Origin of the sequence: Algihabitans albus (assembly GCF_003572205.1) — a bacterium.
GTDB lineage: Bacteria > Pseudomonadota > Alphaproteobacteria > Kiloniellales > DSM-21159 > Algihabitans > Algihabitans albus.
On sequence record NZ_QXNY01000003.1, the window covers coordinates 138,196 to 161,742 of the forward strand.

Annotated in this window: 22 protein-coding genes; 11 read left to right on the plus strand and 11 right to left on the minus strand. The window is 64.2% G+C overall.

Annotation, left to right across the window (positions count from 1 at the left end; translation table 11 throughout):
- Window positions 1-34 precede the first annotated feature (34 nt).
- A complete protein-coding gene (locus DBZ32_RS07390; RefSeq protein ID WP_162906619.1) occupies window positions 35-970 on the minus strand; it encodes a cation diffusion facilitator family transporter in 936 nt (311 codons plus the stop codon).
- A 13-nt stretch (window positions 971-983) separates the two neighbouring features.
- Window positions 984-1,586 carry a pyridoxamine 5'-phosphate oxidase gene (gene pdxH, locus DBZ32_RS07395; protein WP_119166507.1) on the minus strand — a complete coding sequence of 201 codons (603 nt, stop codon included), beginning with the start codon at window positions 1,584-1,586 and terminating at the stop codon, window positions 984-986.
- A 217-nt stretch (window positions 1,587-1,803) separates the two neighbouring features.
- On the opposite strand from pdxH, the gene DBZ32_RS07400 reads away from it, so the two are divergent.
- The 3 genes from DBZ32_RS07400 to DBZ32_RS07410 all read left to right on the plus strand — a co-directional run bounded on the left by DBZ32_RS07400 (window position 1,804) and on the right by DBZ32_RS07410 (window position 3,788).
- The gene (locus DBZ32_RS07400) at window positions 1,804-2,286 is read left to right on the plus strand and encodes an RT0821/Lpp0805 family surface protein (RefSeq protein WP_208539141.1); all 483 of its coding nucleotides are present in this window, start codon (window positions 1,804-1,806) and stop codon (window positions 2,284-2,286) included.
- A 148-nt stretch (window positions 2,287-2,434) separates the two neighbouring features.
- The gene (locus DBZ32_RS07405; RefSeq protein ID WP_119166508.1) at window positions 2,435-3,370 is read left to right on the plus strand and encodes a DnaJ C-terminal domain-containing protein; all 936 of its coding nucleotides are present in this window, start codon (window positions 2,435-2,437) and stop codon (window positions 3,368-3,370) included.
- 73 nt (window positions 3,371-3,443) lie between these two features.
- The gene (locus tag DBZ32_RS07410) at window positions 3,444-3,788 is read left to right on the plus strand and encodes a chaperone modulator CbpM (RefSeq protein ID WP_119166509.1); all 345 of its coding nucleotides are present in this window, start codon (window positions 3,444-3,446) and stop codon (window positions 3,786-3,788) included.
- A 35-nt stretch (window positions 3,789-3,823) separates the two neighbouring features.
- Here DBZ32_RS07410 and DBZ32_RS07415 read toward each other — a convergent pair whose 3' ends face one another.
- On the minus strand, window positions 3,824-5,086 hold the full coding sequence (locus DBZ32_RS07415) for a YihY family inner membrane protein (RefSeq protein WP_162906620.1): 1,263 nt from the start codon (window positions 5,084-5,086) through the stop codon (window positions 3,824-3,826).
- A 288-nt stretch (window positions 5,087-5,374) separates the two neighbouring features.
- Here DBZ32_RS07415 and fabI point away from each other — a divergent pair, with 288 nt between their 5' ends.
- Genes fabI through DBZ32_RS07430 form a run of 3 tightly spaced genes read left to right on the plus strand, consistent with a single transcriptional unit; the run spans window position 5,375 to window position 7,822 of the window.
- Window positions 5,375-6,214 (plus strand): enoyl-ACP reductase FabI, encoded by an 840-nt coding sequence (gene fabI / locus DBZ32_RS07420; RefSeq protein ID WP_119166511.1) that lies wholly within the window; start codon window positions 5,375-5,377, stop codon window positions 6,212-6,214.
- A gap of 28 nt (window positions 6,215-6,242) precedes the next feature.
- On the plus strand, window positions 6,243-7,325 hold the full coding sequence (gene aroC / locus DBZ32_RS07425; protein WP_119166512.1) for a chorismate synthase: 1,083 nt from the start codon (window positions 6,243-6,245) through the stop codon (window positions 7,323-7,325).
- Window positions 7,322-7,822 carry a GNAT family N-acetyltransferase gene (locus tag DBZ32_RS07430; protein WP_119166513.1) on the plus strand — a complete coding sequence of 167 codons (501 nt, stop codon included), beginning with the start codon at window positions 7,322-7,324 and terminating at the stop codon, window positions 7,820-7,822. The genes aroC and DBZ32_RS07430 overlap by 4 nt, the downstream gene beginning before the upstream one ends.
- A 22-nt stretch (window positions 7,823-7,844) precedes the next feature.
- Here DBZ32_RS07430 and DBZ32_RS07435 read toward each other — a convergent pair whose 3' ends face one another.
- The 3 genes from DBZ32_RS07435 to DBZ32_RS07445 form a co-directional block, all read right to left on the minus strand.
- Window positions 7,845-8,720 carry a DMT family transporter gene (locus DBZ32_RS07435; RefSeq protein ID WP_119166514.1) on the minus strand — a complete coding sequence of 292 codons (876 nt, stop codon included), beginning with the start codon at window positions 8,718-8,720 and terminating at the stop codon, window positions 7,845-7,847.
- 84 nt (window positions 8,721-8,804) lie between these two features.
- Window positions 8,805-9,875, minus strand: coding sequence for a hypothetical protein (locus tag DBZ32_RS07440; RefSeq protein ID WP_119166515.1), 1,071 nt, complete (start codon window positions 9,873-9,875; stop codon window positions 8,805-8,807).
- Between the two features lie 475 nt (window positions 9,876-10,350).
- A complete protein-coding gene (locus DBZ32_RS07445; RefSeq protein WP_119166516.1) occupies window positions 10,351-11,646 on the minus strand; it encodes a class I SAM-dependent RNA methyltransferase in 1,296 nt (431 codons plus the stop codon).
- A gap of 167 nt (window positions 11,647-11,813) precedes the next feature.
- On the opposite strand from DBZ32_RS07445, the gene DBZ32_RS07450 reads away from it, so the two are divergent.
- Entirely contained in the window at window positions 11,814-12,392 is a 579-nt protein-coding gene (locus DBZ32_RS07450; RefSeq protein WP_119166517.1) for a peroxidase-related enzyme, read from the plus strand.
- A 43-nt stretch (window positions 12,393-12,435) separates the two neighbouring features.
- Window positions 12,436-14,235, plus strand: a complete 1,800-nt coding sequence (gene sppA / locus DBZ32_RS07455; RefSeq protein ID WP_162906621.1) for a signal peptide peptidase SppA — start codon at window positions 12,436-12,438, stop codon at window positions 14,233-14,235.
- 21 nt (window positions 14,236-14,256) lie between these two features.
- Here sppA and DBZ32_RS07460 read toward each other — a convergent pair whose 3' ends face one another.
- The 4 genes from DBZ32_RS07460 to DBZ32_RS07475 form a co-directional block, all read right to left on the minus strand.
- Window positions 14,257-14,994: a TlyA family RNA methyltransferase gene (locus DBZ32_RS07460; protein WP_119166519.1), complete on the minus strand. Its 738-nt coding sequence runs from the start codon at window positions 14,992-14,994 to the stop codon at window positions 14,257-14,259.
- Window positions 14,991-16,412 (minus strand): MATE family efflux transporter, encoded by a 1,422-nt coding sequence (locus tag DBZ32_RS07465; protein WP_119166520.1) that lies wholly within the window; start codon window positions 16,410-16,412, stop codon window positions 14,991-14,993. The genes DBZ32_RS07460 and DBZ32_RS07465 overlap by 4 nt, the downstream gene beginning before the upstream one ends.
- A 163-nt stretch (window positions 16,413-16,575) precedes the next feature.
- Window positions 16,576-18,501 (minus strand): 1-deoxy-D-xylulose-5-phosphate synthase, encoded by a 1,926-nt coding sequence (dxs, locus tag DBZ32_RS07470; RefSeq protein WP_119166993.1) that lies wholly within the window; start codon window positions 18,499-18,501, stop codon window positions 16,576-16,578.
- Between the two features lie 201 nt (window positions 18,502-18,702).
- On the minus strand, window positions 18,703-18,972 hold the full coding sequence (locus DBZ32_RS07475) for an exodeoxyribonuclease VII small subunit (RefSeq protein ID WP_119166521.1): 270 nt from the start codon (window positions 18,970-18,972) through the stop codon (window positions 18,703-18,705).
- Window positions 18,973-19,146: 174 nt separating this feature from the next.
- On the opposite strand from DBZ32_RS07475, the gene DBZ32_RS07480 reads away from it, so the two are divergent.
- On the plus strand, window positions 19,147-19,839 hold the full coding sequence (locus DBZ32_RS07480) for a hypothetical protein (RefSeq protein WP_119166522.1): 693 nt from the start codon (window positions 19,147-19,149) through the stop codon (window positions 19,837-19,839).
- A 1-nt stretch (window position 19,840) separates the two neighbouring features.
- On the opposite strand, the gene DBZ32_RS07485 is transcribed toward DBZ32_RS07480, so the two are convergent.
- On the minus strand, window positions 19,841-20,779 hold the full coding sequence (locus tag DBZ32_RS07485) for a histone deacetylase family protein (RefSeq protein ID WP_119166523.1): 939 nt from the start codon (window positions 20,777-20,779) through the stop codon (window positions 19,841-19,843).
- 169 nt (window positions 20,780-20,948) lie between these two features.
- Between DBZ32_RS07485 and DBZ32_RS07490 the strand changes: the two genes are divergently transcribed.
- A complete protein-coding gene (locus DBZ32_RS07490; RefSeq protein WP_119166524.1) occupies window positions 20,949-22,121 on the plus strand; it encodes a 2'-deoxycytidine 5'-triphosphate deaminase in 1,173 nt (390 codons plus the stop codon).
- A 234-nt stretch (window positions 22,122-22,355) separates the two neighbouring features.
- Window positions 22,356-23,546, plus strand: coding sequence for an efflux RND transporter periplasmic adaptor subunit (locus DBZ32_RS07495; protein ID WP_162906623.1), 1,191 nt, complete (start codon window positions 22,356-22,358; stop codon window positions 23,544-23,546).
- The last annotated feature ends 1 nt before the right edge of the window (window position 23,547 follow it).

Here is a 23,547-nt window from a genome sequence, read left to right on the forward strand (position 1 = left end):
TCGACAGCAAGCCGAACTCAGGACCGTTCGGACCTCAGGTTCCGTACTGCGGCGTCTCTTCGGCCAGGACATGCGGATCCTGATGGATGATCACCTCAGCGTCTGGAAAGGCCGTCTGCAGCTCGGCCTCGACAGCCTCCGCGATCGCGTGAGCACGGTAGAGAGTCATGCCGCCATCGAGTTCCAGATGGAGTTGGATGAAGGTGCGCGGCCCCGACGTCCGGGTCTTCAGATCGTGCACGCCCAGGACCTCGCTGTAGCCGCGGACCACTTGGAGAATCCGCTCCCGTTCCTCAGGAGGCAGCTCCCGGTCCATCAACATGCCGAGTGCATCGCGCCCGATCCGATAGGCGCTGTAGAGAATGTAGCAGGCCACGCCCAGACCGATCAGCGGATCGGCCCGCAGCAGACCGAACTCACTGGCCAGCACCAGTGCGGCGATCACCGCCGCGTTCATCAGCAGATCTGAAAAGTAGTGCAAGGAATCGGCGGCGATCGCACTGGATCCGGTCCGCCTCACGACATAGCGCTGGAAGCGGACCAAGGCGAAGGTCAAAGCGATAGAGAAGACCATCACAGCGACGCCGAGCCTGCCGTGCTCAACGGCTTCGGGCCGAACCAACCGGTGAATGACCTCGAAGGCAAGCAAAACGGCTGAGCCCGCGATCAAGCCGGACTGCAGCAAAGCCGCCAGCGGCTCGGCCTTTCCGTGGCCGAAGCGATGCTCTTGGTCAGCCGGGACCAGTGCCTGACGAACCGCGAGCAAGGTCACCAGGGACGCCGCCACATCGAGTAGGGAGTCTACAAGACTGGACAACATACTGACGGAATCCGTCAGCCACCAGGCACCCAGCTTGACGACGATCAGGACGGAGGCGGTCGCGACCGAAGCGTAGGTCGCAAGCTTCATCAAGCGGCCGGCGCGGCGTGCATCGAGACGTTGCGGCTTGGCTGTTGCGGGCTCGGGCATCGGACAGCCTTCCCTAGGGATAGAGCCGTTCCGTCCGCCAGCCGGTCGGGCTCTCGGACTCCCGATAATACACGAGCCGGTCATGCAGGCGGAACGCACCGTCTTTCCAAAACTCGATCAACCGGGGCGTCACTCGGAAACCGGACCAATGCGGCGGACGGGGAACCGTACCGAGACCGTACTTCGCGGCATATTGTGCGACGCGCTTCTCCAAGGCATGGCGGCTTTCCAAGGGGCGCGACTGCTGCGAGGCCCAGGCACCGATCTGGCTCTGTTTCGCCCTGCTCGCGAAGTAGGCGTCGGCTTCTTCGGAACCGACCTGCGCCACCTCACCCTCGACGCGAACTTGCCGCCGCAGGGATTTCCAATGAAACAGGAGAGCGGCCTTGGGGTGCGAAAGGATTTGCGTGCCCTTGCGGCTCTCGTAGTTCGTATAGAAAACGAACCCGCCGTCGCTCACATCCTTCAACAGCACCATCCGCTGGGCCGGCATGCCGTCAGGCCCGACGGTCGCAAGAGCCATCGCATTAGGATCGTTGACTTCTTGGGACTTAGCTTCCTCCAGCCAAGCCTCAAAGAGGCCAAAAGGATCTTCTTGTGGGTCGGGAGCGAACATGCAGCCTGTACTTTCCGGCGAAGACTTTGCGAAACATGAAAGGGATCATAGACGGGGATGACCCCTCCGGGTGATTCGTACAATCGGCGGAGTGATGCCGGCAGATCGACGTCGGCAGCGCGACGCCGGATGAAGAGTATAGACGGCAGAAAGCCTGCTCCAACCCTTTGGGGGGCAAGGCAGACACGTCAAGAGAGCAGAACGAGAGGCAAGCTCAATGATGCGCAAACTGGCAATCATCGCAGTCGCGGCCCTGTCCCTGGGTCTGGCCGGCTGCGCCAACGACGGCAGTGGCCCCGGCACCAAGCAGGTGGTGGGTGCGCTGGGCGGCGCCGCGCTCGGCGGCCTGGTCGGCTCGCAGATCGGCGGCGGCACCGGCCAGCTGATCGCTACGGCTGCCGGCACCGCGATCGGCGCCTTGGTCGGATCGGAGATCGGCCGAGGTCTCGACGATGTCGACCGCATGCGGGCCTCACAGGCTCAGCAGCAGGCGAGCAACGCACCGATCGGCGAAACGATTTCGTGGAACAACCCGAATTCCGGCAACCAGGGCACCTACACCGCGACCCGCGATGGTTACAGCCAAAGCGGCCGTTACTGTCGCGAATTCCAGGAAACCATCACCGTCGACGGTCGGACAGAAACCGGCACGGGCGTCGCCTGCCGCCGTACTGACGGGACTTGGGAGATTATGAGCTGATCTTCAGGATCCGACGAAGTGCGGGGCCAGGGCGCCGGTTCAAGCGGGATCGGCGCCCTTTTCCCATCGTCTCCCTTGTGGAAAGCCATCACGTTACCCACTAGATAGAACCCTGAAGAGCTTGATCTGACGGGACGATTCGCCGCCGATGCGCGATCCATACCAGGTGCTGGGCGTTAACCGCGACGCCAGCCAAGACGAGATCAAAACGGCCTATCGCAAGCTGGCTAAGGAACTGCATCCGGACCTCAATCCGGGCAATGCCGAAGTCGAGCAACGCTTCAAAGACGTCTCTCAGGCCTATGGAGTCCTGAGCGATGCGGACAAGCGGAAGCGTTTCGATGCCGGCGAAATCGATGCCAGCGGCCAGGAAAATCCGCAGCGCGGCTTTTATCGCAGTTACGCCGAGGCGGCTGGCACGGGAGGCGACAAGTACAGTCGTTTCGCCTTCGACCAGGACTTTTCGGCGGACGAGATCTTCTCCGACCTATTCGGCGGCAGCTTTCGACGCAGCGACGGCGGCGGCGGCAATCGTGCGCGCCAGCGTGGCGCCGACGTGCACTACGCGGTGCCGGTCGGCTTCCTCGAGGCAGCGACGGGTGTGCGCAAACGCATCCAGTTGTCCGACGGCAAGACGCTGGACGTGGCGATCCCCGAAGGCATGGAGAACGGCCAGACCTTGCGGCTCAAAGGCAAAGGACGCCTGGGCTTCAACGGCGGCCCGGAGGGCGACGCCTATCTGGAGGTGCAAATCGAGCCGCACGCCTTCTTCACACGCAAGGACAACGACGTGCACCTGGAGGTGCCGGTGACCCTGGCGGAGGCCTTGAAAGGCGCCCAGATCGAGGTTCCCACTGTCCATGGCAAGGTCGCCATGAAAGTACCCGCCGGGGCTAATAGCGGCACGGCTCTGAGACTGAAGGGCAAGGGTATCAAGGACCGCAAGTCGGGCCTCTACGGCGACCAGTACGTCAAGCTCAAGGTGGTCCTACCCGACGCGCCCGGCGACGATCTGGTCGACTTCGTCGTCGAGTGGTCGGAAAAGAACCCTTACGATCCCCGCCGAAAGGCAGGACTCGCCTGAGAGGCTCTTTGCGATTGGTCTCTTCCGTCCCGCCCTCAACACGGCCGTTCCGAACCACGCAAGGAGGTCCGCCATGCTGATGACGCTCGCCGAGGTGGTCACCCGCATCGATGCCGCAGGCCTTACGATCACCCAGACGCAGCTCGTCTATTTCGCCGAACAGCAGTGGGTCCGCGCGCGCCAGGAAGAGGGGGCCTGGTACTTCGACGAACAGGATGCCGCCCGTGCCCAGCTGATCTGCGAAATGCGCGAGGACATGGCGATCAACGACGAGGCCATGCCGCTAGTTCTGCGCCTGTTGGACCAAGTCTACGCTTTACGTGGCGTGATTGGTGAAATGCAGCAGGTCCTCGGTCAGCTTCCGGCCGAAGAGCGCGCGGAAATCGAGGAAAAGCTGCGAGCGGCGCTGGACGGCTAGACCAAGCTGGCGTTTTAAGGACTTACTGAAGAATTCTATCGATCCTCGGCGTCCTCGGGCGGTTGGCTGTCCTCATCCATCGCCTCCAGCACCTCGGCCACGGAGATGACGGCAAGATCGCGGCTGTGGTCGGCCCAGCGTTGAGCCGCACGACCGGCGGCACCGGGCCAGCGGCGTTTCGGGCTCGGCTCGATCTTCAGAGCTTGCTGCAAATCGCCGAAACTCAAGTGACGCAAGTCACGCGCGAGCAAAATGCGGCTTCGGTTGGCGCGTTCCAGGATACCGGCCTTCCTCAGCTGGGAAATCAGCAGATCCACCTCGGCAGGGGTTGCCGGCAAGCCACGGTGAAGCCGCCCTTGCGAAAGCCGCCGTCCTTCTTCCCCCGCGGCCTTGAGGCGTTCCAGCACGGCGAGGCCGAGCGCCAGTTTCTCCCCGGGATCCATAAGAATTGCACTTGGCGAATCGCTGTAGCGCCACTCGGGCAGGGCTGCTGCCGTTTCGGCCCCCAGCAAAACAACGGTCCAAGCCAGATAGAGCCAGAGGAGAAAGATCGGAAGCGCCGCCAAGGCCCCATAAAGAGCTTCGTAGGTTGGGAAATTCACAATGTAGAGGCCAAAGCTGTACTTCAGCAGTTCGAGCAGAAGTGCCGCCGCCAATCCGCCTGCAAGGGCATGCCGCACGGCGACACGGCGATGCGGCACCACGAGGTAGATCACCCCGAAACCAAGGGTGGCCAGAATGATTGCGACGAAACGGGACGCCACGATGGCACCGCCGGTCAGGCCGCCGACCAGTTCCATCTGCGCCAAAGCGTAAACGTAGGATGAGAGAGAGAAAGAGGCGCCGATCAGCATCGGGCCCAGGGTCAGCATCGCCCAGTAGATCAGAAACCTCAGGGTGGCGCTGCGCGGTTGTGCTTCACGGAAGATCTTGCTCAGCACCGCGTCGATATTGCTGAGCAATAGCACGGCGGTCAGCGCCAGGCCGATCACGCCCGGTCCCGTCAGCCTCGATGCATTCTCGAGAAACTCGTCGTAGTAGTCGCCGATATCGACCCCGCTGCCAGGCGGGAAGATGGCATAGGCAGCCTCGCGCAATTGGTCCCGCGCCGCGTCGAAGGCGGGAAAAGCGGCCAGAATGGCGAGTGCGATGGCGATCAACGGCACCAAGGCCAAGAGCGAGGTGTAGCTGAGCCCGGCCGCCAGACGGAAGCCGTCGTCCCCCAAGAACCGCAAGACCACAAAACGCACGAAGTTGAAGGCAACGAGCCTCGCGCGCAGGACTTTCGGAGGCGCCAAGGATTGCTGCGGCCCTGTCGGTGGCTTTTGCGCGGTTACGGCCATCGTGACAGAGAGCATAGCGCAACGGCCGAAGTCCCGCGCCACGGAATTCCCGGCGGGAAAAGCGGCTTCGAGGCCGGGCGAATCGGCTGGTTCGCCCGCCTTTGACCTGTAAGTGCCATAGTGTAGGATGCGCCGCCGCTGGGCTGCGGGGCCGACTCGGACCCGCCGTCGGCGGCCATTTCATTCCAGCCGATGTAGTGCCTGCAACGGCTCCGCAATCGGGCATCCAGTATCGGGAAGAGCATGTCGGATTCGCCTGCGTTAATGAGCGGCAAACGCGGTCTTGTCATGGGGGTCGCCAACGATCGCTCCATTGCCTGGGGTATAGCCCAGGCCGTACGCGCCCAGGGCGCGGAATTGGCCTTTACCTACCAGGGCGAGGCGCTGGAGAAGCGCGTGCGCCCACTAGCTGCCAGTGCCGGCAGCGATCTGGTGCTGCCTTGCGACGTCAGCGACGACGCCTCGATCGATTCCGTTTTCACGGTCCTCGAGGAAAAATGGGGTCAGATCGACTTCCTGGTCCACGCCATCGCCTATGCCGACAAGGAAGAGCTAAAGGGTAAGTATCTGGCGACCACGCGCGATAACTTCGTCAAGTCGCTCGACATCTCCTGCTATTCCTTCACCGCCATCGCCCAGCGTGCTGCCCCCTTGATGTCGGACGGCGGCAGCCTGCTGACGCTCAGCTACTATGGTGCCGAGCGCGTGATGCCGCACTACAACGTCATGGGCGTGGCCAAGGCCGCGCTCGAAGCCTCAGTCCGCTATCTGGCCTCAGACCTGGGAGGATCGGGGATCCGCGTGAACGCCATCTCCGCCGGTCCCATCAAGACTCTAGCTGCCTCGGGCATTGGCGATTTCCGCTATATTCTGAAATGGAACGAGTACAATTCGCCACTGCGCCGCAACGTCACCCAGGAACAGGTCGGCGGTGCAGCGCTTTACATGTTGTCGAGTCTTTCGGGTGGGGTCACGGGCGAGATCCACCACGTGGATTCCGGCTATCATACGGTCGGCATGATGGCCGTCGAGGCAGCACCGCAGATTCGCGATCTGCTCGAAGGCTTCAAGAGTCAGGGCTGAGGCCCGGGTCTAGAGAGGTTGCAGCGACGTGGCAGGTAACGCCTTCGGCCAAGCCTTTCGGATCGTGACCTGGGGCGAGAGCCACGGGCCCTCTATCGGCTGCACGATCGACGGCGTTCCGCCGCGGATACCGCTCAGCGAAGCGGACATACAGCCCGACCTCGATCGCCGCAAGCCGGGTCAGTCGCGCTACACCACACAGCGGCGCGAAGACGATCTGGTGCGCATTCTCTCGGGCACTTTCGAAGGCGCGACGACCGGTACGCCCATTGCCCTTGAGATCCAGAACGCCGACCAGCGGTCCAAGGACTACAGCGAGATCGCCGACAAGTTCCGGCCCGGCCATGCCGACTACACCTACTGGACCAAATACGGCATCCGCGACTACCGCGGCGGCGGACGCTCCAGTGCGCGGGAAACCGCGATGCGGGTCGCCGCCGGCGCAGTGGCGCGTCAGGTGCTGGACCACCTGCTGGACGGAATCGCCATTCGCGCGGCTCTGGTTGAGATGGGCGGCGATATCGTCGATCGGGCGAACTGGGACTGGGCGCAGCTCGAAGCCAATCCCTTCTTTTGCCCCGATCCGAGCGCGGCCGAGCGCTGGGCCGCGCAGCTGGATGCGGCGCGTAGGAACGGCTCTTCGCTGGGGGCCGTCGTCGAAGTGGTGGCTGAGGGTTTCCCGGCCGGCCTGGGCGAACCGGTCTACGACAAGCTGGATGCCGATCTCGCCAAGGCGATGATGTCGATCAATGCCGTCAAGGGCGTGGAGATCGGTGACGGCTTCGCGGCGGCACGCCTGTCCGGAGAAGACAACGCGGACGAGATGCGTATGCAGAAAGGACGGATCTCCTTCCTGTCCAATCACGCGGGCGGCGTTCTCGGCGGTCTTTCGACCGGCCAGCCTCTCGTGGTGCGTTTCGCCGTCAAGCCGACCAGTTCGATCCTCAAGCCGAAGCGCACCGTCGACCGCTTCGGTCAGGATGCGGAGATCGTGACCAAGGGACGTCACGATCCCTGCGTCGGCATTCGTGCCATTCCGGTCGGCGAAGCGATGATGGCGCTGGTGCTGGCGGATCACCTGCTGCGGCATCGCGCTCAGATCGGTCTGTGAGCGACGTCGATCCGGCCGCCGCAATCCGCCGTGCGGAAGCGGCAGACTGCGGCGGGTTGGCGGCGCTACTGATGGAGGCCTTCGCTTTCTACGGCGATCCGCAACCTTTGCCGGCCGTCGAAATGTCGGAGCGACTGCGACGACGGATCGATCAGCAACCGGGTTTCGAGGCCTTGGTGGCCGAGCGCGACGGCCTGCCGGTCGGCTTTGCCATCTACGCACCAGTGTTCTGGACGACCGATTGCGAGCTGGCGCTGTTCCTCAAGGAGATCTACGTCACGGCGTCCGCGCGAGGCAACGGCATCGGACGGGCCTTGATGGCGGAGATGGCAGACATCGCGGTGAAGCGCGACTGGACACGACTGGTGTGGACGGTGGATCGTTTCAATCGACAAGCCATCCGCTTCTACAAGTCGCTGCCCGGCCTCCGCGTTCTCGACAAGAATGTCTTCCTGATTACTGGCGAGAGCCTCACACGCCTGGCCGGGGAAAGCTAGCGCTCGCCCAAGCCGCCAGGATCTATTTGGCTTTCAACGCGACCCACAGCCCCGACGACACCAGCGCGACGCCGAGCAGGAACTGCAGGGTTATGGACTCGTCCAACAACCAGACGCCAAGCGTCGTGGCGACGATCGGGCCGAGCGAGAAGAAGGCGGCAACGTCGCTGGCCGAGGTGTGCGCCAGAGCCCAAGTCAGCAGAAGAAACCCAGCCGCGCTGGCAACACCGGTAAGAAAGATGACAGCCCAGATGGGCGCGGCCAATTCGGACCAGACCGACGGCCAGCCTTCGAAAAGTATCAAGGCGGGCAACAACACGATCACCGCCGGCGCCATAGAGAGAGCGCTAACCGTTCGAGCGCCGTGACGCCGTGTATAGGTCCCGTAGAGGACATTGCAGACCGCACCCGTGAGGGCCGCGCCGAAAGCGGCCAAATCGCCGATCCAGGCGCGCGGGTGGGTCAGGATATCGCGCTCACCAATCGCCACGGCCACCCCGACCACGCAGGCGGAAACGGCCAGAGCCTTCAGAAAACTGCGCGGTTCCCGCCGGAGGGCGATCGCGATTCCCATCGTGAGCAAAGGTATCGTGGCGAAGATGACCGCAGCCCGGCCCGCCGGAATATAGAGCAGACTAAAATGGAACAGGCCCGCCAAGATAGCGAACTGCGCCACGCCCAAGGCGGCAATCGCAGAGATGTCGCCGAAGGACAAGCGTCGCCAGGACGAGAGCGCTGCGAAGGGAAGCAAGCAAACGAGCGCGATCGCATAACGTAGAAAGGTCAGCCCGGTCGGTCCGACATCGGCGACAACGAACTTCGACGCCACCGTGGTCGCACCGATGGAGACACCGACTCCCGCAGCTGCGATCAAGGCCGCGCCTCGAAGCCCGCTCACGGTCTTGCCCAGTACTGCCGCAGGAACGGAGCCGCCGCTTTATCGCAGAGGCTCCTGAAGCTCGAAACCCGGTTAACCGATACGCTAAGGAAGAGAATACATTCCACGACTGGCAGGAACCCCGACCGGCAGGTTCTCGTGGGCCGGCTGGTCGAGCCTCGCCACCGACTTCCAATCTAGCACAACATCCGACAGAAGTTCGCGTGCTTGCTCGGTAAAGGGTTGTATATCTTCGAAATTCGGCCGATCGAAGCTCTTGTATAACAGGGCGCCATGCGTGCTTCCGGGCAGATAACGCGGCAAGAGACCGCTGAAGGCATAGCCGAGGTGCCGCAACCGCTCCAACGCGCCCGCCGCTTGAGGTCGATCGAGTCCGACCAGAATCTGGGCGGTACGCCGACCGGCAGCGCTGGCCCGCCGCTCAAAGTCATCCAGGAGATCCGGCAGGTCCTCGCCAGCTTCTTCCAAGGTCAAACGTGCCATGTCAAAGCGCGGCATATCCGTCTCTTCGCCCAGAGTGGCGCGGCGAGTCAGCTGAGGCTTCACCACTGGCAAAGCCGGCCCATCTTCGCCCGCAGTCGCGAGCAGCCGCCAAACCCAGCCCGCCAGCTCGGGAGAGACATAGGCGGGGCTCACAGGACCTCTGCCGAAGGAGCGATACTGCACCACGGTGGCAATCGGCCCAGCTGCCCCTTCGCGGGCCAGCATCCGCTGCGGAACGTAATCGATCTCGAAACCGACATCGCGCAGACCGGCCGCCGAGAGAACACGCTGAGAAATCTTGTGGTTCGTAAGCGCCGTCCCGAACAGCGCCTCGCAAGCCGGATCGGCCTCGGCCAGGTCCAGCGCCGCATCGAAGATGTCTCGGAAAATGCCGGCTTTGCGGTGGTCGGCAACGACGATTCCCTGGCTGATTTCGTAAATATTACCGTTCGGTGCCGAGCGGCGGAGCGCAATATGTCCAGCGAAGTCGCCGCTTCGATGCCGCGCCAGGAAGGAGATCTGTTCCCCGCTGTTGAGCGCTGCGGCTATGGCTGCGGTGTCGTAGACAGCACTGGAGAGGTAGTCTTCACCATAGACCCGCCGAAATCCATCGGGGATAAGGCCGGCTTCCTCCGGTCCGATGCGGGCGATCATGTAGTCGCCGACGCGCATCGGGTCACGGCTCGGAAGGGTACTTCGCCGACTGGCCGGGCTGCAGGCCTTCGTCCATTCCACACTGAAACCGGAGGGCTGCCGCAGATCCGAACCGGCTATCTTCCCAGCAGCAGCGCTCGACATTTTTCGTTCCCCAGTTGAGTTCTTGCCCGGAAAATCGCGACTTACTTCAACTCCCTTTGGATACGTTAGCGAAAAATTAACTATAAGTAAATCAGGTCATTAACCATTAACAGTTAAGGTTAATGGCCTGATTTGAATGTGAGGATTTTCGAGCAATCGCCGACTGATCTCGCGCTACGCTACGAACGTGGGTTGTCGGTTTTCCGAGGGTCCGACGAAGCGCGACTGCGAGCCGACGCGACAGTCGAAGCGCCCTGCACCGAGCGGGCGGCTTCGACGCTGCCGAGCCTGTTTCTTTCCACGTCAGATCGGATCGCCGAGAAGGCCCTTCGCGACCTATCGACCTGCGTCACCGCAAAAAGACGGCGACCAGTTCCAGATGGCTCGACCAGGGGAACTGATCCACAGGTGTAATTTGCTCCAATCGGTACCCGCCATCCACCAGAAGCCTGGCATCGCGGGCAAAGCTGGCCGGATTGCAGGAAACCGCCACCACCGTCGGGACATCGCTTGCCGAAATGTGGGCGACCTGAGCCGGGGCACCGGCGCGCGGCGGATCGAAGACGATAGCATCGAAGACGTTCAACTCCTCGCTGCGTAGCGGCTGGCGGCCGAGATCACGGCGTTCTCCAGCCACTCGCCCCTGCAGCGACGGTTGACGGGCTGCCGTGTCGAGAGCCGCCAGGGCTTCGGCATCGCCTTCATAGGCCAGGATACGGGCCCGGTCGGCCAAGGCAAAAGCGAAGGTTCCAAGTCCGGCATAGAGGTCGGCGACGCGAAGCGCGGAGTCCGGGATCGCCGAACGGACCAAGTCGATCAAGGCCGCCTCCCCTTCGCGACTGGGTTGCAGAAATGCCCCCGGCGGAGGGGTGACCTGAGCGCGGCCGAAGCTCAAGACGGGCAGGCGGCGCAGCGCCAAGGGCTCCGACAAGCCGCCTCGAAGACGCCACGACAGACGGGCCAAGTCCCGAGTTTCGGCGAAATCCGCCAGGGCCTCGCGTGTTTCCAGATCGGGCGCAACGTCCGTCTCGACCAGCAGATCCAGCCCCGTTTCCGTATCGACCAGCGTCGCCTCGGCCTCGCCGCCCTCGGGCAGCCATAGCGCCAGGACAGCGCGAAGCGGCTCCAGCAGGTTCAGAAGAGTCGGCGTTACCAGCAAGCACGTTGTCAGGTCGACCAGGTTATGGCTGCGGGCTTCATGAAAACCAAGCTGCAGACGCCTGCCACGGCGACGCGCCGCGAAGACCGCGCGACGGCGGCAACCAGGCGCGATCTGCACCAGCGGCCTCACGACCGCCGGATCCAATCCCTGACGCGACAAATGCGTGCCCACCAGAAGCTGCTTCCAGCGGTGATAGAAATCGGCCTGCAGATGCTGGACCTGGCAACCGCCACAGGGACCGAAATGCGGACATGGGGGGTCGATCCTGTCCGGGCCTTCTTCCAGAATTTCCAGGATCTCACCGAGCAGCGCGCCACCCTTCTTCTCGCCCGTCACGCGCAGACGCAGAAAGTCGCCGGGCGCCGAGAGCGGGACGAACACCAGCCCCTCCCCCGTCTTCGCCACGCCATCGCCGCGTGCACCGAGCTCGGCCACGCTCACATCGATTTGGCGTCCGCCGCCGGGACGAACACGTCGTCGCACTTGGAACCTCTTGCCGGTAAAACTTGGTTGTTGAACGCCGGTCGGTGAAACCTGGGTGACGAGGTCTCGCGGGCTCTGGCCAAAGGCGCCCCAAAGAGGCTACCACCAAGGCCGTGGGCCGAAGAGCAAGGAGCGCCGCACCATAGGCGCCAACAAGGAGGAAGGCCATGCCGCAACCCGATCATGTCATGAAGCTGCCGGTGCCGAAGGAGTCCGAGCTCGAGGAAGACCTGCAAACCTACTTCCAGAAGTGCCGGGAGAAGCTAGGCTTCGTGCCCTATGTGCTGCAGGCCTATGCGCTAAGGCCCGAAAAGCTGCGCGCTTTTGGACGGATGTACAACGAGCTGATGCTGGGCGAGTCCGGTCTGACCAAGCTGGAGCGCGAAATGATCGCGGTGGTCGTCTCCAACGTAAACCGTTGTTACTACTGCCTGGTTGCTCATGGAGCGGCGGTTCGCGAACTGTCGGGCGATCCGCAGCTGGGCGAGATGCTGGTGATGAACTATCGTGTCGCCGAGCTAAGCGAGCGACAACGTGCCTTGCTTGACTTCGCTTGCAAGCTCACCGAAACACCACACCTGATGGAGGACGCCGACAGACGACGCCTGTTCGACGCAGGCCTGTCAGATGAAGACGTCTTCGACCTCTGTGCCGTGATCGGCTTCTTCAACATGTCGAACCGCGTGGCTTCCGGTACGGATATGATGCCCAATTCGGAATATCATGCCGTTTCGCGTCAGGGCTAACCCCGAAGCCATCCGCCTCAACACTAGACCGGAGGGCAGCGGCGTGATCCGCATCATCCTCTTTCTGCTGAAATCCATCGTCGGCCTGCTGGCCAGTGTCGGACTGCTGTTGGTGGTCGTGGTGCTGGTCGGCGTCTTCGCATGGCGCGAAGCGGCCGAAACCTTCGACGAAAGGATCGGCTTTCGAACCGCCGAGCAGGCCCTGCCCGAGTCCATGATGCTGGAGCTCGATCTCTCGCCCGGCGTCGTCGAGCGGCAGGACGGTGGTTTCTCCGCAGCGGCCTTCGGCGGGCCCTGGCAGCTCGCCGACCTGATCGAGGCAATCGAGGATGCCGGGCAGGATCCCGGCGTCGAGGGCATACTGCTTCGCTTGGGCGCGGGCGAGCTCAACATCGCTCAAGTGCAGGAATTGCGAGATGCGCTGATCGCCTTCCGCGCCGAAGACAAGCTCGTCTTCGGTTTTGCGGAGAGCTTTGGCGAAGCCGGGAACGGCACCCTGCACTACTACCTCGCCACGGCGATCGACGAGATCTGGCTGCAGCCCTCCGGCGGCCTCGACCTGACCGGTTTCCTGCTGGAGCAGCCCTACATGCGCGAAGCGCTGGCTGGCTTGGGCATCACCGGGCGCTTCGGCCAACGCGAGGAATACAAGGGAGCGGTCGATCCTCTGACCCGCGACGCCATGTCGCCGGCGGTGCGCAGCAACCTGGACCGCCTCCTGGCCTCCTGGCGCGAGCAGCTGGCAGAGGCCATCGCGGATCACCGCGGCATCGGCCTGCCCGAAGCCAGACGGCTGATCGACAATGGGCCTTACCTGCCTGCCCAGGCTCTGGAAGCGGGACTCGTCGACCGTCTCGCCTATCTCGACGAAATCCGCGGCCTGGCCGAGACGCATGTCGAACGCGTGAGTTTCCAGCGCTACGTGAACCAGCGCGAGCAACCGGAGACGTCAGCGGACGCGCCGACCGTCGCCTTAATCTACGGCATCGGCCCGGTCGTTCTGGGGCACAACGAAGGCCGCAGCCCCTTCGCCGGACCGGATATGCAATCCGGCCGGATCGTCGAGGCTCTGATGGCCGCCGCCGAGGACCCGGCCGTCGAAGCTGTCGTCTTCCGCGTGGATAGCCCAGGCGGGTCCTATGCAGCCTCCGACGCGATCTGGCGGGCCGTCGCCCAGGTACGCGCTACCGGCAAGCCAGTGGTGATCTCCATGGCCAGCCTGGCGGCCTCGGGCGGTTACTTCGTTGCAGCCGGGGCTGACCGCATCGTCGCGCAGCCCGGCACCGTGACCGGCTCGATCGGAGTCGTCTCCGGCAAATTCGTGCTCGCAGACCTGTGGAACGACCTGGAGATCAATTGGGATGGCGTCCAGGCTGGCAGCAATGCAGCCTACTGGAGCGCTAACCGCAACTTCACCCCGGACCAATGGCAGAAACTGCAGACCGGCCTGAGCGCGGTCTACGAGGACTTCCTGGAAACCGTGGCCGAGGGACGGGGCCTCGAGGTCGCCGCCGTGCGTGATATCGCCGGCGGTCGCGTCTTCACTGGCGCCGATGCGGCGGAGAACGGACTTGTCGACGCGCTGGGCGGCCTGACCGTTGCCGTCGCGGCCGCGAAGGAAGTTGCCGGGATCGCCCCCGAGACCGAGGTGCTGCTTGTCGAGTTTCCTCAGGAACCGCGCTTCCAACGTTTCCTTCGGGACCTCGCCGGTCTGCAGGCCGATGCGACGACACTGGTCCGACTCGCGCAGGTAGTCGACCGTCTTGAGCCGGTTTTGCGAATGATCGGGGCGTTCGAGGCGCAGGGCCCACAGATGCGGGTCGCACCGGCCTTGGAACAGTAAGAACAGGACGGCAGTCTCGAGTCAGAGAGATTTTCTAGCCGAAAGCAGGGACTCGCGGTTGCCGTCGCTCCCCGAAATCGGACTGTCGACGAGTTGCTCTACGGTCCAGTCAGCCTGTGCGGCAAGCCAGTCGCGGACCTTGACGACGGCGGCCGAGCGAACCGTCGGGTCGCGTAGGATGCCGCCTTTACCGATCGCAGCGGGACCTGCCTCGAACTGTGGCTTGACCAACGCCGCGAGACGGCCTCCCGGGGCGACCAGCGGGAGCGCCGCCGGCAGGCCGAGCGTCAGGGAAATGAAGCTTAGATCTGCGCTCAGCAAGTCGATTGGCTCGGGAATCAACGCTCTGGTCAGCGCCCGGGCGTCGGTTCGCTCCAGGGATACGACGCGCGGGTCGGCGGACAGTCGGGGGCTGAGTTGCCCTCGACCGACATCGACCGCATAGACCTTCGCAGCCGCGCGGCTGAGCAGAACGTCGACGAACCCGCCAGTCGAGGCACCGAGATCCAGGCAGACGAGGCCCGCCGGATCGAGATCGAAGACATCGAGAGCGGCCGCCAGCTTAACACCGCCACGGGACACCCAGGGGTGGTCGCGGCCGGTGACGATCAGGTCCGCCGTCTCCTCCAGGCCCTGGCTGGCCTTGACCAGCGGTCGTCCATCGCAAAGCACCAGACCTGCGGCGATCAGCGCCTGAGCGCGGGTGCGGCTTTCCACCAGTCCGCGCGTCACCAGTAGACGGTCGGCGCGCTGCTTCATGCTGCGGCCGGCCGGTCCAGCAAGCCAAGTCGCTCCCGCAGAACGAAGCGGAGCGTCAGCCCGACGGCGGCGGCCGCCAGCCCGACAGCCAGGCCCATCCAGACGCCGACCCCGTCCAGCCCCAACGGAAAGGCGAAGACCCAGGCCGCACCGAATCCCACGACCCAGTAGCTGAGGACGGCAATGACCAGCGGCCAGGCCGTGTCCGAGAGCCCCCGCAGAGAGGACACCATGGCGACCTGCGCACCGTCGACCAGTTGGAAGACCGCGGCAACCAGCAGGAAGTTGACGGCCAGAACGAAGACCGGTCCATCGATCGGGCTGCCGGACTCCAGAAACAGTCCGACGATGGCCTCCGGCGCGAACCACATGACGAGCGCGGCGGCACCGGTGGTGACACCCGCCAGCAGCATAGCCATCCAGCCGGCCCGCCGCACGCCTGCGCGGTCGCCGGCTCCGAAGCGCTGACCGACCCGAACCTGTGCGGCCTGACCGATGCCCAGCGGCACCATGAAGGCCACCGACGCGACCTGAATGGCCACTGCATGGGCTGCCAGTTCCAAAGTTCCGATCAGCCCCATCAGCAGCTGACAGGCGCCGAACAAACCGCTTTCGGCGATCAAAGTGACGCCGACAGGCAGGCCGATCCGCCAGATCTCCCGATAGCGCTGCCAGTCGGGCCGCCAGAAACGGACGAAGACGTGATAGCGGCGAAACTCCCGATCGCGCAGCACAACCGCGACCAGCCACGCGAAGAGACCGACCCAGATCAAAGATGTCGCCCAGGCCGCACCGGCGATTCCCAAGGCCGGAACGCCCAGCGCCCCGTGGATCAGGAGGTAGTCCAAGGGCACGTTGACGACCGCGCCGGCGATCAGGCCGATCATCACGGTATTGGGGCGCGAGAGCGCCGACACGAAGAAACGCAATACCAGAAAACCAAAACTGAAAGGCAGACTCCAGACGATGGCGCGCAAGTAAGGCTCGGCCAACGCCACAACCTTCGGGTCCTGCCCCGTCAGCAAGAGCAGATCGCCGCCGAACCAGAGCGCCAGCGCGGCCGGCGGCACCAGCGTGATCGCAACCCAGAAACCCTGCCGGATCGAGCGGCGCACACCCTTGAAGTTGCGCGCGCCGCGCGCCTGGCTGGCCAAGGAGGCCGAGGCGATCAGGACGCCCAGACAAAAGAGCCAGATGTTGAAGTAAAGCATGAAGGCCAGTGAGCCCGCCGCCAGATGCGTTGGACCGAGCGGCGCGATCATCAGAACGTCGGTGACCGACATGGCGATCAGACCGAGCTGGCCGGCGATCAGCGGCAAGGCGAGCTTCACCATGGCCCTGGCTTCGAAAAGCCAGGGGCCAAGGCCGGCCGCGCGTTCAGGCGCAGCCGGCGAGGGAGTGGACGCCGCGACGGTCATGGGACCTGAGACTATGGGCGAATCAACGCCGGGTCGAAAGACGGAGGCGTGGCAGGGCTGCTATGCGGTCGAACGCCAGAGCAGGAGCCTCTGAGACGGGCGGCGCAGGCACCATTTGCCGCAATCGCCCCGACGCGAGGCGGGCGGCGTCGCCCGGTGTGTGCTACGCCCTAGCCGGGCGAACTTCCGTATCGTTGTAGCCGAGCGCGGTCAGCGCCGTGGCGACGATGTCGGAGGCGGCGAGGCCGGCCCAAGCCATCTGCTCGTCGGGCTTGCCATGATCGATGAAACGGTCCGGCAGGCACATGGGGCGCACCTTCACACCGGATTCCAGGATCCCCTGACGTGCCAGTGAATGGAAGCAGTAGCTGGCGAAGCCGCCGACCGCGCCTTCCTCGATGGTGATCAGCACCTCGTGCTCGCTGGCCAGGCGCCGCAGCAGGTCTTCGTCCAGCGGCTTGGCGAAACGCGCATCGGCTACGGTCGTGCTGAGCCCCTTGGCGGCCAGTTCGTCGGCGGCGGTCAGAGCGTCCTTCAGGCGCGTGCCGTAGCTGAGGATCGCAACCTTGGTGCCTTCCTTGACGATCCGGCCCTTGCCGATCTGCAGCGGCGTGCCGCGCTCCGGCAAGGGCACGCCGATGCCTTCTCCGCGTGGGTAGCGCAAGGCCGAGGGGCGATCGTCGATGGCCACCTGAGTCGCGACCATGTGCATCAGTTCCGCCTCGTCGGAGGCCCCCATCAACACGAAATCGGGCAAGCACCCCAGATAGGCGATGTCGTAAGAGCCCTGATGGGTCACGCCGTCCGCCCCAACCATGCCGGCACGGTCGAGCACGAAGCGCACGGGCAGCTTCTGGATCGCAACGTCGTGCACCACCTGGTCGTAGGCACGCTGCAGGAAGGTGGAATAGATCGCCGCGAAAGGCACGAAACCTTCGCAAGCCAGGCCAGCACAGAAAGTGACGGCATGCTGTTCGGCGATTCCGACATCGAAGGTGCGGTCGGGGAAACGATCGCCGAACTTGTTGAGGCCGGTTCCCGAGGGCATGGCCGCAGTCACAGCCACCACCTTGTCGTTGTCCTCGGCCTCCTTGATCAGGGCGTCGGCGAAAACTGAGGTATAGGCTGGCGCCTTGGGCTGGGGCTTGGCCTGCTTGCCCGTGATGACGTCGAACTTGGCAACGCCGTGGTACTTGTCGGCCGCCGCTTCGGCCGGCGCATAGCCCTTGCCCTTCTGGGTTACGGCATGGATCAGCACGGGGCCGGCGAAGTCGGTATCGCGGACGTTCTTCAGAACCGGGATCAGATGCTCCAGGTTATGACCGTCGAGCGGCCCGATGTAGAAGAAGCCCAACTCCTCGAACAGCGTACCCCCGGTCACCAGTGTACGCGCGTACTCTTCGGCCCGCTTGGCGGTCGCCTGAAGTCCGCGGGGCAGCCGCTCGGCCAGATGCTTGCCCCAGTGGCGGACCGACTGGAACGACTTTGAGCTGACGATCTGCGACAGATAGCTGCTCATGGCGCCGGCGGGCGGCGCGATGGACATGTCGTTGTCGTTGAGGATCACGACCAGACGCGTGTCGCGGGCTCCGGCATTATTCATCGCCTCGTAGGCCATGCCGGCCGACATGGCGCCGTCCCCGATCACCGAAATCACATGGTTCCTGGCGCCCTTGTAGTCACGCGCCACAGCGTAGCCCAGACCGGCGGAAATCGAGGTCGAGGAATGCGCCGCTCCGAAGGGGTCGTATTCACTTTCGGTTCGGTTGGTGAAACCCGAGAGCCCTCCGGTCTGGCGTAGAGTGCGGATCCTGTCGCGCCGTCCGGTCAGGATTTTATGCGGGTAGCACTGATGGCTCACGTCCCAGATCAGCTTATCGTCGGGCGTGTTGAAGACATAGTGCAGCGCGACCGTCAGCTCCACGACCCCGAGACCGGCGCCCAAGTGGCCACCGGTGTGGGAGACGGCGTCGATCATCTCGATGCGGAGTTCGTCCGCGAGCTGACGAAGTTGGCTTTCGTTCAACTCTCGCAACTCGGCCGGGGTGGGAACCTGATCCAGCAACGGGGTCTTGCTCTCGCCTGACACGCTCACGCTCGTCCTCTTTTCTTTTCTATTCCCCCGGCGCCATCGAAGACGCGACGGCGGACAAGCGAGAAAGGTCCGACTTCGTAAGAAAAAGGTCAAGCCCGCGTGTTTTATGGATTCTATCTAACACGCGCGTCGTTTCGACCCTTTTCCGCACCAACGCCTCGTTCCGCATCTCACCGGATGCGGCGTCGCGGCGGCTCAGCTTCCCTCGAAAGGCTCGCCGCGCGCTGCTCCGTCCGGACCCAGCGCGATCATCTCGATCTTGGCCTGAGCCTCTCGCAACTTCGCTTCGCAATGGGCCTTCAGGTGCGCTCCACGCTCGTAAGCATCGATGGCTTGATCGAGCTGACCTTCGCCCGACTCCAACCGGCTTACGATCTGGCGCAGCTCTTCCAGCGCCTCCTCGAAGGACATCTGAGCTATCTCGCTTGGCACCTGGGGTGCCTGCTGTCCGGCAGCTTCGGCCATCGGTCCTCTGTCTATACTTTGTTTCAACGCTGTTTTACCGGTCGCAGTCTGTAGCACGTGGAGCGCGCTGCTGTCTGCGAGATTGGCCTTGGCCGGACGTGGCGCGTAAAGTGTCAATTCAGAGCCAATTCGAGGGCTGCCGCTCAAAAGCAGCGGGACGAAGGAGAGTAAAGAGTGAGGGCGTTCCAGAGTTTAATCTGTCTCGCTGCCGCGCTGCTGCTGACCGCCTGCGCCGGAGATCTGTCGGCACGCTATGGGCAGACCGTGCTGGAACGGGTGGCTCCAGACACACCCGCTCCGGACTCGCTGGTCTACTGCAGCGGCCATGGTTGCGCCGAACGGCACACTTTCGGCTTTTCGTCTTCGGAATGGCAGGCAATCGCCGGGCACTTCGAACCGCCGCCGGTCGGTCCGGAAGATGAGCGGCGGCGGTTGGCCGAGGCCGCGGCGACCTTCGAAACGATCGCCGGGCAGCACACCGATACCGGCGGCGACGAGGCGAGAACCTTCGCCGGCTTCGGCAGCAAGGGGCAGCTCGACTGCATCGATGAAGCCGTGAACATGACCCAACTGGCCCGATTGCTCGCGGCAGAGGACTTGCTGCGCTACCACACGCCGGGCCTGCCGGTACAGCGGGGCAACTTCATCGATAGCTGGCCGCACTACGCCGCGAGCCTGCACGAAGAGGCGAGCGGACAAAGCTACGTGCTTGACGGCTGGTATAGGGATAACGGCGAACCGGCGCTGGTCCTGCCGACCAAGGTCTGGCGCGCCGGGATCGACGAACCGCTGCTGGCTTGCCTCCGCACCACCGAAACACGGGGCGCCGAAGCATCCGAGAACGCCGCGCTTTGCTACGGCGGCTAAGTTACTTCGGGCCCGCTTCCATCAGCGCCGTCACATGCGCGGCGGCGGAGCGCGCCAAACCCTCGAGGTCGTAACCGCCCTCTAGCGTCGAAACGACCCGGCCCCGCGCCGCATGCTCCGCCACGTGGAGAATCTCCGTGGTGGCCCAGGCGAAGTCTTCCTCGGTGAAATTCAACCCGGCCAGAGGGTCCGCATAATGTGCATCGAACCCGGCTGAAACGATGACGAAATCGGGGTCGAAGGCCCGCAATCGGGGAATCACCACCTTGCGGTAGATCTCCCGGAACTCTTCGGAGCCGGCGCCGGGCGCCAGCGGGATATTGACGATATTGCCGTGGGCGCCGCGCTCGCTGGCCGTGCCGCTGCCCGGATAGAGCGGCATCTGATGACTGCAGAACAGCATCAGGTCCGGGTCGTTCCAGAAAGCGGCCTGAGTGCCGTTGCCATGGTGTACGTCGAAATCGACGACGGCGATCCGGTGCACCCTGTGGGCCGTGCGCGCGTGAAGGGCGCCGATGGCGGCGTTCGAAAAGACGCAGAAGCCCATGGCGCGATCGGGCTCCGCGTGATGACCGGGCGGGCGGATCGCGCAGAAAGCGTTGTCCGCCTCTCCGGCCATCACCGCATCCACCGCCGCCGTGACGGCGCCTGCCGCGCGCAGGGCCGCCTCGCCGGAGGCCGCGGAGACGACCGTATCGCCATCCAGATGCGCCGTACCGCTGGCTGGGACCGCGGCAAAGACAGCTTCGACGTACTCCGGCGGATGCACCAGCTCGATCTGCGCGCGATCGGCCAAGGGTGCTTCCCGCCGCTCAAGTGACTCGAACAGAGGATCGTCGAGGGCACTGAGAACGGCCTGCAAACGAGCAGGCCGCTCAGGGTGACCGGGGCCCGTGTCATGCTCGGCACAGATCGGATGGCTGTATAAGAGGGTGGTCATGAGGTGGGATGCCGCCTTTTCCGCGTATTCGATCGCGTTCTTTCGCAGCAGCTTACGCGATGGTCGTGCGGCGAAACAAACCTCGTTTCGCACGGCTCGTGACAGCCCGATTGTGACGACTCTGCCGGGCTGCTACAGGGGACCGCAGTCGGAGGAGAAAGAGTTCCACATGGCCGAGGCCACTACAGCAGCATCGTCGCAGTCCACGCCGCGCGGCGCCGGTATCTTACCGGCTCAGGCGATCCGCGAGCTGATCGCAACCGGCGAGATCGCGGCGGCGGACGCCGACTGCGAAGCCGATCTGCTGGCCCAGGTTCAACCGGCCAGCCTCGACCTCCAACTCGGCTCCGTGGCCTATCGAGTGCGGGCCAGCTTCCTGCCCGGCAAGGGCCGCGCAGTGGCCGAGCTGGTCGACGACCTGTCGATGCACAGGATCGACCTCACTGCCGGAGCCGTCCTCGAGGTCGGGTGCGTCTACATCGTTCCCTTGATGGAGCGCTTGACCTTGTCCAGCCGGATCGCCGGCATCGCCAATCCGAAGTCCTCGACCGGCCGGCTCAACGTCTTCACGCGACTGATCTGCGACGGTGCAACCTCTTTCGACAAGGTGCCTGAAGGCTACGAGGGGCCGCTCTACGCGGAAATCGCGCCGAACGCCTTTTCCATCCTGGTGCAGAGGGGCACTGCCCTGAACCAGCTCCGGCTGATCCGCGGCTCACCGGGTGTCCGGGATGCCGCTCTCGCCCGGCTCCATGCCGAGGTCGGACTGATCGGCGACGAAGCGGAAGCGGTGATCGATCGCGGTTTGATGTTTACGGTGGACCTCACCGGCCGGGCAGGCGGCCTAGGCAGCGAGGGCCTGATCGGCTTTCGGGCCAAGCGTCACGCCGATGTGATCGACGTCGCAAGGATCGGCCACTACGACCCGAGGGAATTCTGGGATCCGATCTCGGCCAGTCGCGGCAATCGCCTGATCCTGGACCCGAACGAATTTTATATTCTGGCCTCGAGCGAGGCGGTGCGCATCCCGCCGACTCATGCCGCCGAGATGGTTGCCTACGATGTCCAGGTCGGGGAGTTCCGGGTCCACTATGCCGGCTTCTTCGACCCCGGGTTCGGCTGGGAGGCCGAGTCTCTCATCCAGGACAAGGGAACGCGCGCCGTCTTGGAGGTGCGCAGCCACGAAGTTCCCTTCATGCTCGAAGACGGTCAACCGGTCGGCCGTCTGGTCTACGACCGCTTGGTCGCACCGCCGGACCAACTCTATGGCGCCGGCATCGGTTCATCCTACCATGCCCAGGGTCTCACCCTCTCAAAGCACTTTCAGCCCTGGTCCGAGTAGCCCCACCCGTGATTTCAGGCAGCCGATTCCCGGTCTTCCGCCCGATCCGACCTTCTTTGCCGCCGACTTGAAGTCTGGCGCGAGGGAGTATCACCCGGTACTCTGCGTATAAATTAGCAGACAGCCTGCCGGTGCGTGACGACGGCACCGTTTGCTCTAGCATGCGAAGCTGGGCGCGCAAGCTCGGCCTTTTTTTATGCCGAGGCCGAGGAGGCCGAGGCAAGGAGAGTCAACGTGAGCGTAAGGGTACGAAAGAGCGTTCTTGCCCTTCCACTGTTGCTCGGCTTCGCCGTCGCGGGCGGTCCATTCATGCCTTCCGCAGCGGCGCAAGGCGGTCCGCCAGCCTCGCCAGTGCATGTCGATGAGGTGGTGCGCGCGCCTTTGTCGCAGACTGCGCCAGCCATCGGGCGGGTCGTGGCCCGCAAGGCGGGCCCCGTGGCGACGCGGATCGATGGCGCGGTCGCGGAATATCTGGTCGAGGTCGGCGACAGGGTGAACGACGGCCAGCCGCTGGCCTTGATCGACGATGCGGTCCTGGCGGCGCAACGCGAGCTGGCAGCGGCCCAGTTGAGCGAGGCGGAGGCGTTGATCGCCACCCGTCGCGCCGGCATCACCCTGGCCGAACAAGAGATGCGCCGCATCGAGGGTCTGCGCAGCTCGGCGGCCTTCAGCCAGGCTCGCTACGACGACCAGCGTCAGACCGTCGCTATCGCCCGCGCCGAACTGAATGAGGCCGAAAGCGCCGTCGCCTCGGCCGGCGCGGAACTGGAATTGGCCGAACTCAACGTTTACTACGCCGAGGTGCGCGCGCCCTACGCCGGCGTGGTGACCGAGCGGCACAGCGAGGCCGGCGCCTACCTGCGAACGGGCGAGCCGGTCGTTTCGCTGGTCGCGGTCACGGAGCTGGAAATCGAGGTGGAAGTTCCCTTCATGCGCTTGGGTGGCCTTACGCCAGGTACACAGGTCAACGTGCAACTGGCCGATCGTTCGATGCACACTGCGGTCGTACGTGCCGTGATTCCCAACGAGGATCCACGTACGCGTACGCGCCCGGTCCGTCTGCTGCCGCAGTTCGGAAGCGTCGATACGCCCCTGGCCCCCGGGCAGAGCGTGACCGTGCAGGTCCCGGTCGGCACGGCCCGCGAAATCGTGAGTGTCGCGAAGGACGCCATCTTGCCGCGAGGGGGAGGTGGCCAGCAGATCTTCGTGTTCGAGGAAGGCCAGGCCAACCTGCGCGACGTCGATCTCGGGGTCGCGGTGGGCAATCGCTTCGAGGTCTTGGAGGGGCTGCAGGTCGGCGACCTGGTGGTGGTGCGCGGTAACGAGAGACTGCGCGACGGCCAGGCTGTGATCCCGGTCAACCTCGACGCCGAGGGCGGACCGCAGTCAGCCCCCAATACCGCCCAGACCGATAACCAGGGCTAGG